The sequence below is a fragment of the Mastigocladopsis repens PCC 10914 genome, from assembly GCF_000315565.1.
In the GTDB taxonomy this organism is placed as follows: domain Bacteria; phylum Cyanobacteriota; class Cyanobacteriia; order Cyanobacteriales; family Nostocaceae; genus Mastigocladopsis; species Mastigocladopsis repens.
In genome coordinates, this window is sequence record NZ_JH992901.1 from 5,619,088 (window position 1) to 5,636,637 (window position 17,550).

At 43.0% G+C, this 17,550-nt stretch carries 15 protein-coding genes; 7 read left to right on the forward strand and 8 right to left on the reverse strand.

Annotated features, from left to right (window positions below):
• Positions 1-51 precede the first annotated feature (51 nt).
• Positions 52-1,311 (forward strand): serine/threonine-protein kinase, encoded by a 1,260-nt coding sequence (locus tag MAS10914_RS0126990; protein WP_017319064.1) that lies wholly within the window; start codon positions 52-54, stop codon positions 1,309-1,311.
• Between the two features lie 161 nt (positions 1,312-1,472).
• On the opposite strand, the gene MAS10914_RS0126995 is transcribed toward MAS10914_RS0126990, so the two are convergent.
• Positions 1,473-2,396 carry a c-type heme family protein gene (locus MAS10914_RS0126995; RefSeq protein WP_017319065.1) on the reverse strand — a complete coding sequence of 308 codons (924 nt, stop codon included), beginning with the start codon at positions 2,394-2,396 and terminating at the stop codon, positions 1,473-1,475.
• A gap of 734 nt (positions 2,397-3,130) precedes the next feature.
• Between MAS10914_RS0126995 and MAS10914_RS0127000 the strand changes: the two genes are divergently transcribed.
• Positions 3,131-5,008, forward strand: coding sequence for a serine/threonine-protein kinase (locus MAS10914_RS0127000; RefSeq protein WP_017319066.1), 1,878 nt, complete (start codon positions 3,131-3,133; stop codon positions 5,006-5,008).
• 266 nt (positions 5,009-5,274) lie between these two features.
• A complete protein-coding gene (locus MAS10914_RS0127005) occupies positions 5,275-6,174 on the forward strand; it encodes an SDH family Clp fold serine proteinase (RefSeq protein WP_026082847.1) in 900 nt (299 codons plus the stop codon).
• Positions 6,175-6,183: 9 nt separating this feature from the next.
• Here the strand turns inward: MAS10914_RS0127005 and MAS10914_RS0127010 are convergent, their stop codons facing one another.
• On the reverse strand, positions 6,184-6,885 hold the full coding sequence (locus MAS10914_RS0127010) for a peptidoglycan-binding domain-containing protein (RefSeq protein ID WP_017319068.1): 702 nt from the start codon (positions 6,883-6,885) through the stop codon (positions 6,184-6,186).
• A 266-nt stretch (positions 6,886-7,151) separates the two neighbouring features.
• Between MAS10914_RS0127010 and MAS10914_RS0127015 the strand changes: the two genes are divergently transcribed.
• The gene (locus MAS10914_RS0127015) at positions 7,152-8,603 is read left to right on the forward strand and encodes a hypothetical protein (protein WP_017319069.1); all 1,452 of its coding nucleotides are present in this window, start codon (positions 7,152-7,154) and stop codon (positions 8,601-8,603) included.
• A gap of 19 nt (positions 8,604-8,622) precedes the next feature.
• The gene (locus tag MAS10914_RS0127020; protein WP_017319070.1) at positions 8,623-9,903 is read left to right on the forward strand and encodes a S41 family peptidase; all 1,281 of its coding nucleotides are present in this window, start codon (positions 8,623-8,625) and stop codon (positions 9,901-9,903) included.
• Between the two features lie 137 nt (positions 9,904-10,040).
• Here the strand turns inward: MAS10914_RS0127020 and MAS10914_RS0127025 are convergent, their stop codons facing one another.
• On the reverse strand, positions 10,041-11,207 hold the full coding sequence (locus MAS10914_RS0127025; protein ID WP_017319071.1) for a cysteine desulfurase family protein: 1,167 nt from the start codon (positions 11,205-11,207) through the stop codon (positions 10,041-10,043).
• Positions 11,208-11,428: 221 nt separating this feature from the next.
• Positions 11,429-11,623, reverse strand: a complete 195-nt coding sequence (locus MAS10914_RS0127035) for a hypothetical protein (protein ID WP_017319073.1) — start codon at positions 11,621-11,623, stop codon at positions 11,429-11,431.
• Positions 11,624-11,803: 180 nt separating this feature from the next.
• Between MAS10914_RS0127035 and MAS10914_RS0127040 the strand changes: the two genes are divergently transcribed.
• Both MAS10914_RS0127040 and MAS10914_RS0127045 read left to right on the forward strand, forming a co-directional pair.
• Entirely contained in the window at positions 11,804-13,285 is a 1,482-nt protein-coding gene (locus MAS10914_RS0127040; protein WP_017319074.1) for a BCD family MFS transporter, read from the forward strand.
• Between the two features lie 94 nt (positions 13,286-13,379).
• On the forward strand, positions 13,380-14,186 hold the full coding sequence (locus MAS10914_RS0127045) for an inositol monophosphatase family protein (RefSeq protein WP_017319075.1): 807 nt from the start codon (positions 13,380-13,382) through the stop codon (positions 14,184-14,186).
• Between the two features lie 262 nt (positions 14,187-14,448).
• On the opposite strand, the gene MAS10914_RS0127050 is transcribed toward MAS10914_RS0127045, so the two are convergent.
• From MAS10914_RS0127050 to chlG, 4 genes are all read right to left on the reverse strand, one after another.
• Entirely contained in the window at positions 14,449-15,366 is a 918-nt protein-coding gene (locus tag MAS10914_RS0127050) for a ChaN family lipoprotein (protein ID WP_017319076.1), read from the reverse strand.
• A 19-nt stretch (positions 15,367-15,385) separates the two neighbouring features.
• The gene (locus MAS10914_RS0127055; RefSeq protein ID WP_017319077.1) at positions 15,386-15,874 is read right to left on the reverse strand and encodes a cupin domain-containing protein; all 489 of its coding nucleotides are present in this window, start codon (positions 15,872-15,874) and stop codon (positions 15,386-15,388) included.
• A gap of 120 nt (positions 15,875-15,994) precedes the next feature.
• Complete coding sequence (locus MAS10914_RS0127060) at positions 15,995-16,282, reverse strand: hypothetical protein (RefSeq protein WP_026082848.1); 288 nt, start codon at positions 16,280-16,282, stop codon at positions 15,995-15,997.
• 168 nt (positions 16,283-16,450) lie between these two features.
• On the reverse strand, positions 16,451-17,491 hold the full coding sequence (chlG, locus tag MAS10914_RS0127065) for a chlorophyll synthase ChlG (protein WP_017319080.1): 1,041 nt from the start codon (positions 17,489-17,491) through the stop codon (positions 16,451-16,453).
• Positions 17,492-17,550 lie beyond the last annotated feature (59 nt).

The window sequence follows — 17,550 nt, forward strand, 5'->3', positions numbered from 1 at the left end:
CATTAAATACTTCATAAACAAAATAGTTAGGCTCGCGAGGAGTGCAATGTTATGTCTCAGTCTCCCTTAATAAAACCAGAAATTCCTTCTGGAACAATGATTGATAACCGTTATATCATTCAAAAACTCCTGGGACAGGGAGGACTGGGAAGAACATACTTGGCGTTTGATACTCGTCGCTTCAACGAAGCATGCGTCCTGAAAGAATTTGCACCTACTGGGTCAGGTGAGAATGCTCTAGAAAAGTGTCGCAACTTGTTTAAAAGAGAAGCAAAAATTCTTCACCAATTGGAACACCCGCAGATTCCTCGTTTTTTGGCTTGTTTTGAAGGAGATGGTCGGCTGTTTTTGGTACAGGAGTTTGTTGATGGGAAAACATATTCAGCGCTGTTGCGAGAACGGCAAAGCCAAGGACAGGCTTTTTCTGAAGGCGAAGTTATACAGTGGCTAAAAAATCTATTACCTGTGTTGAATTATGTTCACAAGCACAACATTATTCATCGAGATATTTCTCCTGATAACATCATGTTACCTGAGGGCAAACATTTGCCAGTGCTGATTGATTTCGGTGTGGGAAAGCAGATAGCTGACCTGAACGAAGGTAGCACTGGCTACCACATGACTTTTGTTGGCAAAATGTCACTTGTGGGCAAAGTGGGATATGCTCCCCGCGAGCAAATTAGCTTGGGGTTGTGTTCTCCTAGCAGTGACCTTTATGCTCTGGGTGTCACCGCAGCTGTCTTGTTAACAGGTAGAGATCCGTCCTTGCTTATGGATCAGTACTCTTTAGAGTGGAGATGGCATTTTTACAGCAATGTCAGCAATGATTTTTCCAGAGTCCTCGATAAATTGCTAGCAGATACCCCCAAGCAGCGATACCAATCCTCGAAGGAAGTTCTTGCAGAATTAGAACGTCTTGGACAGTCTCAAATGATGTCACAATCAACGATACTTGATTTGCCTCCTACTGTCATAGCGCACGGATCTCAGCCTGGGGTTACAATGCGTCACTCATACAACAACCAAGATCCAGAAACAAGAGTGAGTTCCTCTAGAATTTCATCTAGCCAGCAACAAACTCCTGAACTTAAACCACACATTCAACCACAACAATCCTCACTCAATCCAGCTTTTATACAACGTTGTCAGCAAGAGCTAGCTTACTACATTGGACCAATGGCAAGTCTGATTGTAGAAGAGATATTGGCTGGAACTCCTGACCTGTCGCCTTACCAATTTGTTGACTTTTTAGCCGGGGAAATTCCCGATGCAACAGCAGCTTTTGAATTTAGAAGACGCTTGTTTTCATGAGTATTAATAAGGAGCAAATAGCTCTCAAAATATACCAGTTCAGAGTTGTATTAAATAAAGCTCTTGTGGGATGCTCATCTTGAGCGCTCCTTATTTAGAAGGAGCGAGACGTCCGTTCCACAAGAAACTCAAAACTGTAATACACACATTCTCATCACAGCTTAATGTCCTGCTGTTCCTCCTGTATTTCCTCCCTGGCTACGTCTGATTCTTTTCATTGCCATTTCCAAACTTAACTTCATCCGTTTGAAAGCTTTAGCAAGATTACCAATTTCATCATTAGAAATCTGGTCAAAGTCAACATCTAAATGCCCTGTGCTGACTTCCTCGGCTACACGAGTTATCCGCTTGAGAGGAATAATAACTTGTCGATTCAAAAAGACGTTGACTAAAAAGATGACTGCTATAAAAATTGTAGATACAAGTCCCACTATCATTAAAGAAGATTGCTGCGCTTTTTCGATGACTTTGCTCGCTGGTAGCGAAACTATTTGAGCAGCTACAATTTCATTTAAGTGCCACCCAAACCCACTAACTGCTCCAAAACGGTCAATCATAGTTTTAGGTGCGGCATCAGGTGTGCTATGACACTGAAGACAACTTTCTTGAGAAATTGATAGCGGACGAGCAATATAAAATATGTCACCTCCAGGAAGTGAGCGAAAACCATTTACCTGGTTTAAATTTTTTTCTTTTCTAAAACGCTCTAAGATTTTTGTCTCAAAACTATCAGCCTTATCCCGAAGATTTGTAGGATTTATTGCTGCTTCTTTATAAAAGAAGTCTCGATAGTCTGGTCTTTTTCGGAGATTTTCAAAGACTTCCCGTGCTGAGTATGCAGCCACAGTTTGAGGCATAAACTTAGTGTCCAACTCATCAGATAATTCTGGCGTGATTTGGGTAATTGTGTACTCACGCACAGAAGTCATTGTGTCAATGAGTGTTAAAGCTTTTGAGGCAATTTCATTTGTGGCATTCTGCCTCAGTAAAGCAGAAAGAACTAATCCACTTAAGCTCAAACCTACTACAAGAATTCCGATGAGCAAAATTGTAAATTTTTGTCTCAAATTCAATTTTTTTAACATATTCTCAAATGATGTAAAAATAACAGTACAAGGAGCAGATAATTGAAATCATACATTACCCGTTGCATGGATAGGGTAAGGGTGAACCTTACTTTCGTAAGATTATAGGTAGCTACAAAATAATTTTGCAGCATTCCGAATCATGTCCAGATTAAAAAAATAATTTTTTATATAAAAACACCCTTAATTATTAAATGAATAAAGATATTTTCCAAGTTCTTATTTTAAAGAAATATGTAGAGATTTATCAACATGAAACCTTTTGCTTTTGCTAACTTGAATTAGTGATGGCTTTTATCCTTTAGTTTTATATTTAAAACATAACTAGTCTTAAAGTTGATTTGTTTAACAAATTTTAAGATGTTACTAACTTCCTAGTAGTCTGTTTGTTAGGTTGAGTTAGACGAGTGTTGGCGGCTGGAGAATAGTGGTCTGTCAAGCTAAATTTTATGGGTTCGTAGTTGGCGCTGTCTACCCTCCGGGAAGCCGCCTTGCGTCTTCGCCCTTAGCTCTCACTACGAACTAAACTTACACCTCAATTTTTGGTTGACAGTCTAATAAGACAAGGCAATAAATCAATTCAACATTCAAAATTTGGCATCTGTCCCCAAACTCTTAGGTCGCCGCTACGCGTTGGCGCAGCCTGTCCGCAGGACTTACACTCCATCACCCCATCTCCTGATCCAGCTTTAATACCGTGCAAAAATAAATAGCATAATTTAGCAATTAATCTAATGGTCTGGAATCCAGGACAGTTGTTGTTTGGGGGACGCTACATCATCGCAAGAAAACTAGGCGAAGGTGGAATTGGTATCACCTATCTCGCTAAAAATGAACGGGATGAACTGCGGGTCATTAAAACCCTTAGAGAAGAAATCCTCAATCACTCTACCTGGAAACCGCATCAAACTAAATTAAAGCAAGATTTCCGCGATGAAGCCATTCGACTCGCCGTATGTCGCCATCCTCATATAGTGCAGATAGAAAACATTTTTGATGAAGGAAATTTGCCTTGCATGGTGATGGAGTACATCGCAGGTGAAGACTTGGGCAGTCGCCTGCGACGTATGGGAGTTTTATCAGAAGCTGAAGCACTTTTGTACATCCGGCAAATTGGCGACGCTTTGAAAGTTATTCACACTAAAGGTTTGCTGCATCGGGACATCAAACCGCGTAACATTATGCTCCGAGCTGGCAAATCAGAAGCTGTGCTCATTGACTTTGGTATTGCCAGAGAATTTATCCCCAATGTTATTCAAAGGCATACAGTGTATCGCACTCCTGGTTTTGCCCCGCCAGAACAGTATGAATTGGAAGCACCACGGGGAGAATACATTGATGTGTACGCACTAGCTGCCACCTTGTATAGTTTAATAACCGGAGTCATACCAAGGAATGCCGATGACAGACAATGCCGCAACACTCCCCTAGAAACACCGAAACATTTCAATCCCAATATTAGCGACACGGTAAATCAAGCAATCATGAGGGGGATGGATTTGCAACCAAATCTCCGCCCCCAGTCCGTACAGGAGTGGCTAAATTTATTAGATGCTAATCTCGCTGAGGTTCTCCCCACACAGGTGATAACACTCTACTCATCACCCCTTATCCCATCTGTTGTGACTTCTCAAAAGTGGCAATGCGTACGTACTCTTAGAGGTCATTCCAGCATGGTTCTTGCCGTTGCTATTAGCTCAAATGGGCAGTTGCTTGCCAGTGGAAGCAATGACAACACAATCAAACTGTGGCAACTAGAAACTGGTAAACCACTGCGTACCCTTGGTCGTTGGTTTTCTGGTCATTCCAACATAGTTCATGCCGTCGCCTTAAGTCCAGATGGACAGTTGCTTGCTAGTGGGAGCTGGGATGAAACCATCAAACTGTGGCAAGTCACGACAGGAAAACAAATCCGTACACTCACTAGTCATGGCAACTGGATCAATTCCGTAGCCTTTAGTCCAATCACCTCAAAACCCTCTGTTCAAGAAGAGGAAACTTACGTGGGGGAGTTCCCCTTGTTTGGCAAAGTGACCGTAGGGCAAGGGTTGATATTAGCTAGTGGCGGTGCTGACAGCACAATCAAGCTTTGGCAAGTGAGTACAGGCATAGAAATCAGCACTTTCATAGGTCATTCGGATTCAGTATGGTCAGTTGCCTTTAGTCCGGATGGGCAATTTCTAGCTAGTGGGAGCGCTGACAGCACAATCAAGCTTTGGCACGTGAATACAGGCAGAGAAATTCGCACCTTCACAGGTCATTCCTTCTTTGTTAACTCTGTTGCCTTTAGTCCGGATGGGCAATTTCTGGCTAGTGGCAGTGCTGACAGCACAATCAAACTTTGGCACGTGAGTACAGGACAGGAAATTCGCACCTTCACAGGTCATTGCGATGCGGTGTGGTCAGTTGCCTTTAGCCCCAATGGAAACCTTCTTGCCAGCGGCAGTTGGGATAAAACTATCAAAATTTGGCAGATAAGTACAGGCAGTGAAATCTGCACTCTTTCAGGTCATTCCAACTATGTCAGATCCGTTGCTTTTAGTCCAGATGGACAGAGTATCGTCAGCGGTAGCGATGATGATACCATCAAAATTTGGCGAAGCTATTCCTAATTCAAGCAATTCATCTTTATATATATATTCTTGCTTGAAAAAATCTCCGCCACCCAACAAACAAATGATCTCCTCTCCTCCTCAACACCAGGTGCAGTTCAATTCTTATAACTCTCTAGATAGACTCGATATTTTTCAAAAATTGAAACAATAAGGAAAGTCATCCTAATTTTGGCAATCAATCCTTAACTAACACGCTTTTACAAGAGCAAGCAAAGAGGATGCTTGCCCAAGTTAGGCATATTAATTTTAATTTTGAATTGCATATGGGCTTCGGTATAGGCGATTTATTTTGGATTTTTCTCCTCCTTTCTTCCCTGCAACCTCTGTGGCAAAAACGTCAGATAGAGTATCGACGCGTGCGTTCCCTACAGGAATTTCAGCAGCAACGTAAAAGCAGAGTGATTTTGCTCATTCACCGCCAAGAATCGATCAGCTTTTTGGGAATTCCTGTTTCACGTTATATCACCATCGAAGACTCAGAACAGATACTGCGGGCAATTCGCCTCACACCGCCAGAAGTTCCTATTGACCTAATTTTGCATACTCCTGGTGGTTTGGTCTTAGCAACAGAACAAATAGCCAGAGCATTAATTCGTCATCCTGCCAAAGTGACCGTTTTTGTACCTCACTACGCTATGAGTGGCGGTACAATGCTTGCTCTAGCTGCTGATGAAATTGTTATGGATGCCAACGCTGTTCTTGGACCAGTTGACCCACAACTGGGTAACTTCCCAGCAGCCAGCATCATTAAAGTTGTTGAACAGAAGCCTATTGGTGAAGTTGACGACCAGACTTTGATTATGGCAGATTTATCGCGCAAAGCGATCGATCAAGTGCAGCGCTTTGTGCGGACTCTGCTAAAAGATACAGTACCCACACAAAAAGTCAAGCCAGAAAACATCGAAAATATTATCGATGCCCTAACAACTGGGCGCGTGACTCACGACTATCCAATCACCGTTGAAGAAGCTACAGAAATGGGGCTGCCCATAACAGCCGGACTGCCCCGTATTATCTACGACCTCATGGATTTATACCCACAACCTCAAGGCGGACGTCCCAGCGTACAGTACATTCCCATGCCTTACGATGACCGCCGCCCAATTTTACCCACTCCTAAGGGTAGACCCTTAGAAGAACCTAGCCCAACCCAGATGAGTTAAGGCAATTCATTATCTTGTCGGTGTTGGTGTAGGGGTTGCTGTGGGTGACACGCCAGGTGTGGAAGTAGGCGTTGCTGTGGGTGACACGCCAGGTGTAGAAGTAGGCGTTGCTGTGGGTGACACTTCAGGTGTAGAAGTAGGCGTTGCTGTGGGTGACACTTCAGGTGTAGAAGTAGGCGTTGCTGTTGGTGTAGTTGTTGGTGTTGGTGACGGCTGCGTTGTTGGCACAGCTGTTGGCTTCTGCAGGGCTTCCTTGGCTTGTTGGTCGAGTCTTTGCCTGAATGCTAAGTCAGCAATTCCTGTTTCTTTTAAACCTAGTTTTTTCTGATACTGCCTTACTGCTGCTTCTGTTTGAGGACCATAATATTGATTACGGGGTAAGGGAGGATTGGGCTTCGCTACCAAGTTTAAATTTGCCTGCAAAATGTCAATTATTCTTGCAGCAAAATCTTGAGTTTTTGGTCCTGCTATTCCATCAATTGGTTGTAGCTTATACCCTTTTTGAAATTCTTGAATTGCTTTTTTAGTATCTGCGTCTGTCAAAGGTACATCTGATACCTTGACGTTATAACCCAATCCCCGCAACACGGCACGAAATTGCCGTGGTGTGTAGCTACGAGCAGCAAAAGCGACATCGGAAATCACTATACTAGCTGTTATCAGACAAGCAGTCGCAACGGTAACACTTGATTTTCCAAACCCACACCACATAGATCAAACTCCTCTTAGTTAAATCAACTGGATATTGACGTTAACAGATGCATTTTAAGTCTCTGTAACGTCTTTTTTCGCATTATTTGTGATTTTTGATTAGTTTAAGTTACATTGGTCGTTTTTTAGTTATTTTTAACAGTTGTTTTTTGTCATCCATCTATAGAGGTAGCTTTTAAAAGCAGTAGATACAGGTTAGCAAGACCCAAAACCACATAATTTAGAGATGTTGGATTCAAAATCTGTACTTTCTTATTGAAAAGCCAATGGCTAACGTAAAACCCTTAATGCAACGAAACATATGGTTTGAGCGATTGATGGCAATTATTGCCTCTGTTAATTTATGCTTAGTTTTATTTGATTTAAGTTATGTTCCTTGGCGGGATTTTTACATACGAAATCTCCCGCGAATTACGCAGATATACGACCCAATTAAAGGGATTGAACCTCATCGAGAAACAGAAAAATATCTGGCAACTGTAGACACACTCAAAGAACAGGTGAGTCAAACAGGTTTGCAATCACCTCAGGTGGGAAAAAAACTAGAGGAACTCCGCAATATTAGTCGTGAGATGATTGACAGCAACCCGTTTGCTGCGGTTGACAAGAGTGGTACCTTGGAAAAAATCAAAAATCGGATGCGCGATCGCATAGGTGTTGAATCTTCCAAGCAAGCATTTTCCACTTTCTGGAGTCAAGCGTATTTATCAAAACGAGGTTGGAACCAAGAAATTAATTTTTTCAACGAAAAAATCCGTCCTTTAATTGTCACCAACTACTACCGAAACATTGGGGAAAACGGCGAATTAGTTGATGAATTTTGGAGACTTGATTTACCTTTTGTGATTTTATTTGGTGTAGAGTTGCTAGCGCGTAGCTTCTATATAAAACGTCAACATCCAGGGTTTAGCTTATCAAATGCGATTTTCTGGCGCTGGTACGACCTATTTTTGCTGTTACCGTTTTGGCGACCTTTGCGGGTTATACCTGTTTTCATTCGCCTTGACCACGCACGATTATTAAATCTCCATCCACTACGCCAGCAAATTCATCAAGGAATTGTAGCGAATTTTGCCGAAGAAATCACAGAAATTGTTGTCGTGCGGGTTATCAACCAAATTCAGGGGTCTATTCAACGGGGTGAGCTAAGACGTTGGCTGTCACAAAAAGAAAACCTGCGTTCCTACATAGACATAAATAATATTAATGAAGTAGAAGCAATTGGAACCATTGTGGTGCAAACAATTGTTTACCAAGTGCTGCCAAAAATCCAACCTGAAGTCGCTGCCATTTTACGGCATAACATCGAAAGCGCCCTCAGACAAGCTCCCATTTATCGCAACCTGCAAAACTTACCTGGACTGGTACAGATGCAAACTCAACTTAGTGAGCAACTGGCTACCCAAATCACGACTAACCTTTACAGTGCCATTGTGAGTGCAACAGAAGACCCTGTTGCAGCAAAACTTTCCAGTCAACTTGTGCAAGGCTTCAGCGAAGCCCTGGGAACAGAAATGCAGAAAAAACAAGTCCTCTCGGAAATTCAGAACTTACTCATTGACTTTTTAGAGGAAGTCAAACTCAACTACGTCCAACGCCTGTCGCAGGAGGATATGTGGAAAGTTCTGGAGCAAACCAAGCAGCTACGAAGACAGCCGTCAGTTCAGCCCGTGCTAGACAAAGACTCTGCTGCGCTGGTACGTAGGGAAGGAAACTAATTATAAATAAAAAGACACAATGAAAAGACTTGTACTCCCGAAATTAAATAAGTTTGCTACAGCATTGCTGATAAGTTTCTCAGTTTTGCTCCTCCTATGGTTTACCTCCCCACTGCCTAAAACGCTGGCAAAACCTGAAACGAAAGTTTTTGAACAAGTCTGGCAAACTGTCAACGAAAACTTTTACGACCCAAAATTTAACGGAGTGAACTGGAAAGCAATGCGGGAAAAGTATGAACCTCAAGCAGCGCGAACCAAGTCAAGTCAAGAAGTTGCTCCTGTGATCAATCAAATGCTTTCTGAGTTGCAAACTTCTCACACCCGCTTCTACATTCAAGATGAGCCAGCATACTATCAGCTTTTGGGGATTTTTCAGTCAGGAAATAGTGAGTTTCAAAAGCGCTTAAGTAAGTTCTTCCCAAAAGGCAAAATTGAATACAGTGGCATTGGTGCCATGACCAAAGACATCAACGGTAAAACTTTTGTCAGTGGCATTTTAGATGAGAGTCCTGCTGCTAAAGCTGGTTTAAAAGTGGGCGATCAACTGCTGAGTGTAGATGGTCGTCCTTACCAAGCGATACAATCTTTTGCAGGGAAAGCAGGTCAGAAAGTCACGCTGTTGATTCAGAGAACACCTGAAGCTAATAGCCGTGAAAAAATTGCTGTGACTCCCAAGATGTTCAATGCAGCTACTATGTTTCTGGAGGCACAGCAAGCCAGTACCCAGATCCTTCAAAGGGACGGCAAGAAAATTGGCTACGTTCATATCTGGTCAAATGCCGCAGATCCAGACCAGGAGAAACTTCGGGAAGACCTCATCTACGATCGCCTTAGAGATGCACAAGCGTTGGTTTTGGATTTACGAGATGGCTGGGGTGGAGGAGATATCGGTTATCTCAATATATTCACTGCAAAGGAAGGTCCCAGTGTTACTAGCATCCCCCGTAATGGCAAGAGATCTACTTATATTTCTCAATGGAAAAAGCCTGTGGTTATGGTCATCAATGAGGGGAGCAGAAGTAGTAAGGAAATTTTAGCGTATGCCTTCCAGCAACACAAAATAGGACCTGTGGTTGGTTCCAAGACAACGGGAGCAGTGGTTGCGGGTCGTCCTTTTTTAATGCCAGATGGTAGCTTCCTTTACTTAGCAGTTTCAAATGTATTTGTCAACGAAACACAACGGTTGGAAGGTAAAGGAGTGATGCCTGATATTAACGTTCCATTCTCATTGGAATACGCTCAAGGTACAGACCCTCAGAAAGAGAGGGCTATAGAGGCTGTGCTGGAAGTCCTCAAGTAGCGGGGTTAGCTATTGACATCATAGCGACAGTTTTGATATGAAACCACAGATGTAGGTGTAAGCGGTGCGGTAGGCTACACAGATGCACACAGATCAAATGAGCCTTCTGTGTTTTCCCTGTTCTTATGTGGTTCAATTTACACCGTCAAAACCTGCTTACGTAAACTTTGAATAGTAGAAATAGTGTGTTCTGCCACCCTGTCAATTTCCTCCGCAGTGTTGAAGCGTCCTATACCAAACCGTACTGACGCATAGGCTAGCTGTTCCGAGTGTCCCAATGCCGTGAGAACATGGGAAGGTGCAGTCGTTGCAGAAGAGCAAGCAGATCCAGAAGACACCGCCATCACTGGTTGCAATCCTAACAGCAGTGCAGCTCCATCCACTCCCTCAACGCTGATATTCAAATTTCCCGGTAGTCGTTGAGTAGGATGTCCGTTGAGATGAATTCCATCTAATTGAGAAAGTTGTTCCCACAATCTTTGTCTTAATTGTGTGAGGCGTTGGCTTTCTGTCGTTTGTTCTTCCAAACCAATCTCCACCGCCTTACCAAATCCTACGATTTGCGGTGTATACAAAGTGCCAGAACGCATTAAGCGTTCATGTCCACCACCATGCTGCTGAGGAGCAACTTGTACTCTGGGGTTGCGGCGGCGGACGTACAATACTCCGATCCCCTTGGGACCGTATACCTTATGTGCTGTTAACGACATCAAGTCAATTTTCATCGCCTGCACGTCGAGGGGTATCTTACCAATAGCTTGTGCAGCGTCAGTGTGGAAAAGGACATTGCGTTCCCGACACATTGCGCCAATTTCTGTTAATGGCTGCAACACACCTATTTCGTTATTCGCAGCCATTACCGAAACCAGAATTGTGTCGGGACGAAAAGCTTTTTCCAACTGGGTTAAATCAATGAGTCCATCATTTTGGACTGGGAGGATTGTGATTTCAAAACCGAGGGTTTTAAGATACTTGCCAGGGTCAAGAACAGCACTGTGTTCAGTCGCAACAGTCACAATATGTTGTCCTTTTTGAAAATAGGCTTCTGCAACACCTTTGATAGCTAAATTATTAGCTTCTGTCGCACCGCTAGTAAAGACTATTTCTTCTGGCGTGGCGTTGATTGCGGCTGCTAATATTTCCCGTGTTTGTTTGACAGCAGCTTCCGCTTCCCAACCGTAAACATGACTGATGCTAGAGGCGTTCCCAAAGTGTTCGCTGAAGTAGGGTAGCATTGCAGCAAGTACCCGTTCATCCACAGGTGTGGTAGCGTGGCAATCTAGGTAGATAGGACGTTGAGACATGGTTGTTGACTCAAAATTTGACCCAGTTTTTTAATAGACTCACCAGAAGACAGTCAGGGAATAATGTCAGCGAGGAACACAAAACTGGGTACACTGTCGCTGAATATGCACCTTAATGCAGCCAAAATTCCCCCTCTCCTTTCTTCAAAGATACTTCTAGTCAGGGCAATTATGACAGTACGAGGAGGGGATGAGGGGGATGTAGAGAATGTTGCTTTTTTTTAAAACCGCCACCAAGTCTTTTGCACGTAATTGAGAATAGCCATAACAATTGCCCCAAGAAGCAACAGCCAAATCACTCCTCCTGGAATGAAAGTGAGAATACCAAAACCTCTGAGTACCCAGACAGCGATCGCAATACCGAGAAAAACCCCAAAAGCCTGGTTGAATATGCGATTTAATTTAGAAGACCTCACCTAATTTCCCTCAAACTCAACAGTTATTGCATTTTATATGTAGCAACAAACGTTTTCACTAGATGTCAAGGCAAGAAAGACAAGGCACGAGGGTTCAGCAAATAAAATGAAAGTCTGGTCATTTGGAGGTTGCCAAAGGTTATCTTGGTTATTATTGGGAGTATTTCCTTTAAAGTAGCTATGGCAACGAGCGATTATTCACCCAATCCTAAATCAAACCAGTCAGTCAACTTGGAATCCTTGCCCAGAATTAATATTCTAACTATGTTTCGACTGGGCTTGTTTCAAATGGGGTTGGGCATCATGTCGGTTCTCACCTTAGGAGTGCTGAATCGCATCATGATTAAGGAATTAGCAATTCCAGCTACACTGGTAGCGGGTACTATAGCAGTGCATCAGCTTGTCGCACCGGCAAGGCTGTGGTTTGGACAAATGTCTGATGCTAAACGCTTTCTTCGCTATCACCGCACTGGTTATGTATGGGTGGGTGCAGTTCTATTTGCGATCGCATCCTTTTTAGCAGTACAAGTCACCTGGCAATTAGGTGCTAGTTTTTACTCTGTAGGTTGGACAACTCAAACTTACGGCTGGATAGCCCTGTTAGCAGGGATTTTTGCCCTCTACGGATTGGCTCTAAGTTCTAGTTCTACTCCCTTTGCAGCGTTGTTAGTCGATGTTTCTGATGAAGACAACCGATCTAAACTTGTTGGTGTTGTCTGGTCTATGCTCATGGTAGGCATTGTGATTGGGGCAATTACTAGCTCGAAGCTATTACCAGCAGCTGCAACTTGCCAAGAAACAACAACAGCAACAGTATCCCTGTACAGTCAACCCGAACAACTCTCAGCACTGCAAAACTCGATTAACCGCCTATTCTTTATTCTTCCAGCCGTCGTTTTTGGGTTATCCATATTATCGACAGCAGGAATTGAAAAAAAATATTCTCGATATGGCATACGCTCCTCTATTGTAGAGCGGGAAGACCAAATTACTTTGAAAAGAGCTATCAAGGTCTTGACAACTAGCCGCCAAACAGGTTTGTTTTTTACATTTCTCTTAGTGATGACCATCAGCTTGTTTATGCAAGAGGCTGTGATGGAACCTTATGGTGGTGAAGTTTTTGGGATGTGTGTCTCTGAAACTACGAGATTAAACGCTTTTTGGGGAACCGGAACGCTGATAGGTATCGGTTCCACGGGCTTTTTAATTGTGCCACGCATAGGCAAACAAAAAACTGCCATGTTGGGGTGCTTAACAGTCGCCCTGTCTATGGTATTCGTCATCCTATCAGGATTCACTGCCAATCAGAAACTCCTACAAGGAGCGTTAGTGCTGTTTGGTTTAGCTTCTGGTGTCACCACAACGGGAGCCATCAGCCTCATGCTAGACTTGACCGCAGCGGAAACTGCTGGGACATTTATTGGCGCTTGGGGTTTGGCGCAGGCTGTTGCACGGGCATTGGCGACAGTGAGTGGCGGTGCGGTGCTTGATATTGGTAAACAAATCTTTGCTCAGAAAGTGTTGGCATACAGCTTGGTATTTGGACTGCAAGCGCTGGGAATGCTTTTGGCAATTTGGTTCCTCACGAGAGTCAATGTGAGAGAATTTCAGCACACAGCCAAGCAAGCGATCGCTTCTATCTTTGAAAGCGAACTGGATTAAACCTTAGCAATAGATTTTATAGCAAATGTAACGGATTGAACTGTAAGACCTACAATGAATCTATCCGCTACAACTGTTATCCATCCGTTGCCACATGACTGAATTTTGGACAACAATTCTCGATTTTGCCCAAACCACGACAACAAGAGTGGGAAATCAGTTGATGCAAGACTTTGGGCAAGTGCAGGCTTTGCAAAAAGCTGATGGCAGTTTGGTAACGCAAGCAGATAAATGGGCGGATCAGGAAATACGGGACGCCATAGTATCTACTTTCGCTGGTTACGGTATCTTAAGTGAAGAAGGCAACAAAGTTTTTCCTGATACCGAATGGTGCTGGGTCATTGACCCTTTAGACGGTACAACTAACTTTACTCGTGGGATTCCCATTTGGTCGATTTCTCTCGGTTTGCTGTATCAAGGCACACCAGTTTTTGGTTACGTTTATGTCCCGCCATTAAATCAAGCTTTTCACGGCTTTTGGGGAGGTTTATCTGGGTTAGAAGCACCAACTGGAGCTTTTCGCGATCGCCATCCTATCCATACCAGTGATGATGCTCCTAGTAAACATCACTTCTTCAACCTCTGTTCCCGCAGCACCTCAGTGATACAAAAAAATTTTCCCTGCAAGATTCGGATGCTAGGAGTTGCTAGCTATAATTTCCTGACGACTGCTGCTGGCGCAACATTGGGGGGTGTCGAAGCGACACCAAAAGTTTGGGATATAGCGGCTGCTTGGGTTATTGTCCAAGCTGCTGGGGGAAGCTGGGTCTCATTAAAATCAGAGCCGTTTCCTTTGTCACCAGGAGAGGATTATAGCGATCGTTCTTTCCCTACATTGGTTGTCAGTCGCAAAGAATTGATTCCGGTTTTTGCTCCGTTTGTGGAAAAGGTCAAGATTTGAGAGACAAACACACGAGACTTCTTGCAAAAATACGATTTATGAATTTTTGAACCGCAGATGCACGCAGATAAACGCAGATAAATTATCTGTGTCCATCTGCGTTCATCTGCGGTTAATTCTTTCTTCCTGTTCCTTACGAATATGGGAATCGCTATAATAGTTAAAGCGCAGCATATTAGGTCGAGAAAGCTTCGGGTTTGAGGTTGATGTTTACACAGTAGTGTTAAGATGTCGATGTCTAATAATCAGCTGAACCAATTAACTATTTAAGAATAAAGTCTGCTATTGCTTTATCTGTGTCGGTTGGAGCATCTTTTGGAGGACTCAGCAAAACAGAACGCTGAATGAGTTTTTCACCCTTAAGGCGACGGTCAACGCGGCTAGGGATACCATAACCATAGATGATATGTCCCTGTCCAGCTAACACAATAACTTGATAATTTGGGTTAGCTTTGATGAATTTGGCAATACCCTCTGCCATTGTTTCATCCCACAAAACTTGCGCTTGGAAAAAGTTTTCAACATCTGCGCTGTTACCATGACGTGCGGCTTGATGTTGTTGAAAAGCTGCTTGCAACTTTTGGCGATATTCCTGGTTATCTATGTGAATTTCTGACAAGGGTGGAATCAATTTTTGTTCAGATGGTGTTAGGCTTTTTAAACCTTCACGGGCGACTTTACGGGTGATTTCTGAAGGTGTATTTAAGGCTATAACGGATAGTTTTTTTTCTTTGGCAAACTTGAGAATTGGCGCGTAATTTTCCCAAGAAAAACCCCAGCGTTTTTCATATTCGCTTTTCTCTATGAGTTCTTCTTCAGTCAATTTACCAGCTAGATATTCATTGACAACGCCTTGATAAGGTCGTTGAAACATTTCCATTGCAATGGCAATTTTAGGATTGCGGTTGTAGAGTTGCTGAATGATTTCTAGCTGGTTTCTGTGGTCTTCTGGATTGTCGTGAGTCTCACCTAGATACACAACATTTGCTTGTTTTAGTTGTGGCAATATCTGCGCCAAATGGTCAACGCACTTGCTAGCAACAAATTTTTCAGAACAGGACGTTTCTACTTGTTGTTGAGCGTAAATTGGTGAGGAGCAAAGTAAAAAAAATCCTAGGGACAAGGCAAACAGTCGGGGGAAAAAAAGGTAATTTTGCCTGGTTTCAGGAGATGGGTTCATCTTCTTTGCACCTAGAGTATTATTTTTTTATATAAGGGGCTAGCTCATCCCACAAGTCTGGGAAATTAGACTGAAAATAATCAGCCTTAGCTAATTCCATATCTCGGTAGTCAAAGCCTGGTGCAACTGCTTCCCCAAGTAAACCGAATTCTCCTTCTTCAAGCACTGTTGCTTTCCAGCAGCCTCCTGGTACTTTTAATTGAAAAAGATGACCTTTGGTAACGTCAAATCCTAGCTTGAGTTTGTTAAGTTCTCCATTGGGGTGAAGGATTAAATAGGTTAAGGGAGAACCAGCATGGAAATAATGAATAATATTTGATTTGTTTTTGTGAAAGTAACCAATAGGTCTATTATCAGTCAGCATATAGTAAATAGAAGTGAGCAGCGATCGCTCAGTTCCCTCTCTATCGGTTGCTATTTTTAAATCCGAACGGTATGTTTCTGAAAAATAGCCTCCTTCAATGTGTTCAACTAAAGATAGTTTTTCAATTAAATCATTTTTATTCATTATCGGTTATACCTAACAATAAACCATTGTTCCTTGGCAGAATGCCGATTTTTGTGTCTTTGTAGTTTATCGCCATCCTGTATGGAACCACTAAGACACAAAAATACTAAGAAAGCTTCTTTAGTAGAGCATAGGATTGGTTGTAGGTTGATAGTCCATACAGTTTATCGCTTCTTCTGTATTGGCAATAGAGGGACGGACGGTGCATTTAAGGCGGTAATCATTGGTAAAATACTGGCAATTTGAACAAGGAATTTGATGCATTTGTTGCGCTGTCATGACGCTATCTCTCGCTGCCGTCCACATACTCCAAGCGACGAGAATAGTTAACGCCCAAGCGCAGAAAAAGCAAATAGGAATGATCAACGGTTGAATGAGATGTATTAGATAATACAGTAGTTGCAACACGGTAAGTCCTGACAAAAATTACGAGTCATTATTTTTAAGTTAGGAGTAGCAAATTATGAATTCTGAAAATTTTTGAGAATTTATAATTCATAATTTATTGCTACTCACTACTTACTCTTAACTGTTACTTTTTTCCTTACTCCTAACGTCTCACTTGAGAGGTATAAGTTAAACACCAGCATGACCAATCGCTAATCCAGCAACAAGCATTCCTATGACTAGGAATGGTTGGGCGCTGGCTTGGTACTTGACATCGTTGTTTAATGGATCACGCAGGAAGTACATATCTTGGAAGGTGATTTGCGGGATGACGAGCAGTAGTAGAATAGCGGCGTATAAATTCTCATGGATGTAGATGAGATAACCAGCAATTGCTGCTTGAAAGACATCAATCATCACCACGCAAATCCAGGCTGCGGTGGTGACACCAAACATCACGGGTAGTGACTTTAATCCGAACTTGCGATCGCCTTCCACACTCTTGAAGTCATTGACAATGGCAATACCCAAACCAGCCAAACTATAAACTACAGTGAAAACCACAATTTTCCAATTGAGTTCACCAAACAAAGCATGACCAGTACACCAAGGTAAGGCAATGTAGCTAGCACCAAGGGCATAGCTGCTGAACCAACCGTTCTGCTTAAGTTTCAGTGGTGGTGCTGAGTAGATGTATGCTATGAAGGAACCCAGCAGGGCGGTCACTGTGATGGTGGGGAAGTCATGACCTGCCCAAACATCTAAAACAAATGCTAAGGCAAGACCTGAAAGCAGTAATATCAGAATTTGCGTAATGACCTGGGGTAAAGGAATTGCACCTGACGGAATTGGGCGATAAGGTTCGTTGATGGCGTCAATTTCGCGATCGTAGTATTCATTCAGGGTTTGCGTATAACCCGCCAGCAACGGTCCCGACAGTAACATACACGTTGCAGCCTTCAACACATTTTCCAGCGTCCAGGTGTACTCGCCGGAAGAAGCCGCACCACACACGACCCCCCATATGAGGGGAATCCAGGTAATGGGCTTCATCAGTTGCAGGCGGATTTTCCAAATTGCGGTTTCCCCAGGCGCTGCACCTTTCATACCTAGGAGTTGCCTGGTTTTAGCACCACGATCAATAGCAGCTTTGACTTCCTCTGTTGGTGTTACCGAGTTGAGTGCTTGAGGTGAATTTGGATCTGGAGGAATGGGAGTTGATTCAGACATAAGGCATACACGTTAATTGGTCGTTGGGAATAAAGGAATAGGGAATTGTTAGTTGGTAG

Coding starts and splice junctions, on each gene's coding strand:
- MAS10914_RS0126990 (WP_017319064.1), top strand. CDS start 52: ATGTCTCAGTCTCCCTTAATAAAACCAGAAATTCCTTCTGGAACAATG.
- MAS10914_RS0126995 (WP_017319065.1), bottom strand. CDS start 2,396: ATGTTAAAAAAATTGAATTTGAGACAAAAATTTACAATTTTGCTCATC.
- MAS10914_RS0127000 (WP_017319066.1), top strand. CDS start 3,131: ATGGTCTGGAATCCAGGACAGTTGTTGTTTGGGGGACGCTACATCATC.
- MAS10914_RS0127005 (WP_026082847.1), top strand. CDS start 5,275: ATGGGCTTCGGTATAGGCGATTTATTTTGGATTTTTCTCCTCCTTTCT.
- MAS10914_RS0127010 (WP_017319068.1), bottom strand. CDS start 6,885: ATGTGGTGTGGGTTTGGAAAATCAAGTGTTACCGTTGCGACTGCTTGT.
- MAS10914_RS0127015 (WP_017319069.1), top strand. CDS start 7,152: ATGGCTAACGTAAAACCCTTAATGCAACGAAACATATGGTTTGAGCGA.
- MAS10914_RS0127020 (WP_017319070.1), top strand. CDS start 8,623: ATGAAAAGACTTGTACTCCCGAAATTAAATAAGTTTGCTACAGCATTG.
- MAS10914_RS0127025 (WP_017319071.1), bottom strand. CDS start 11,207: ATGTCTCAACGTCCTATCTACCTAGATTGCCACGCTACCACACCTGTG.
- MAS10914_RS0127040 (WP_017319074.1), top strand. CDS start 11,804: ATGGCAACGAGCGATTATTCACCCAATCCTAAATCAAACCAGTCAGTC.
- MAS10914_RS0127045 (WP_017319075.1), top strand. CDS start 13,380: ATGACTGAATTTTGGACAACAATTCTCGATTTTGCCCAAACCACGACA.
- MAS10914_RS0127050 (WP_017319076.1), bottom strand. CDS start 15,366: ATGAACCCATCTCCTGAAACCAGGCAAAATTACCTTTTTTTCCCCCGA.
- MAS10914_RS0127055 (WP_017319077.1), bottom strand. CDS start 15,874: ATGAATAAAAATGATTTAATTGAAAAACTATCTTTAGTTGAACACATT.
- chlG (WP_017319080.1), bottom strand. CDS start 17,491: ATGTCTGAATCAACTCCCATTCCTCCAGATCCAAATTCACCTCAAGCA.